This is a genomic window from Flammeovirga sp. OC4 (assembly GCF_000812565.1).
GTDB lineage: Bacteria > Bacteroidota > Bacteroidia > Cytophagales > Flammeovirgaceae > Flammeovirga.
In genome coordinates, this window is sequence record NZ_JTAM01000191.1 from 1 (window position 1) to 521 (window position 521).

1 protein-coding gene is annotated in these 521 nt (G+C 40.9%); it reads right to left on the bottom strand.

The genetic code is table 11. From position 1 onward, the window contains the following. On the bottom strand, positions 1–521 hold a 521-nt coding region (locus PL77_RS29920), incomplete at both ends, for a phage minor head protein (protein ID WP_044213760.1).

The following is a 521-nucleotide window of genomic DNA, read 5'->3' on the forward strand; positions in this document are numbered from 1 at the left end:
AAGCCCTGTTTTTTCATCTTGTCATAATCTTCCCCTAAAAGAGCAATGACATCACTTCCATTACTGACTTCCGGAGGAATACCGTCCGTAAAGTCCTCTATCTCACAACGGCATCCCCAGTCGTTGGGTGGCATAAACTTTCTCCAAGAGGTTTCATCCTTTTTGAATACCAATCCATCAAGTAGGCGGTGTTTGTCTCTTACTCTACTATCACCTATGGTGGTATACTTTGCATAAGGATAAGCGGACTTTGTTTCGTTGTCCATCATTTCAAAATAAGAGGAGGCACTTTGCCCTACAGCTATTGCTTTGTTGTATTCCGCTCTCAGGTAGTTTTTATTGTACCTTGAAAGGAGCTTTTTCGCTTCATAGCGGAAATCTTCATAAGGCGTCACCTTTCCATCTTCCTGTACTAATAAGTTGTTCAGTTCTATTAATGCAGAATTGCTTTTCGCAAAGCTGAAATGAAATAGATTTGTTTCCATTGCCATTACCGCTTTATGGTCTGGAGCATCATAGAC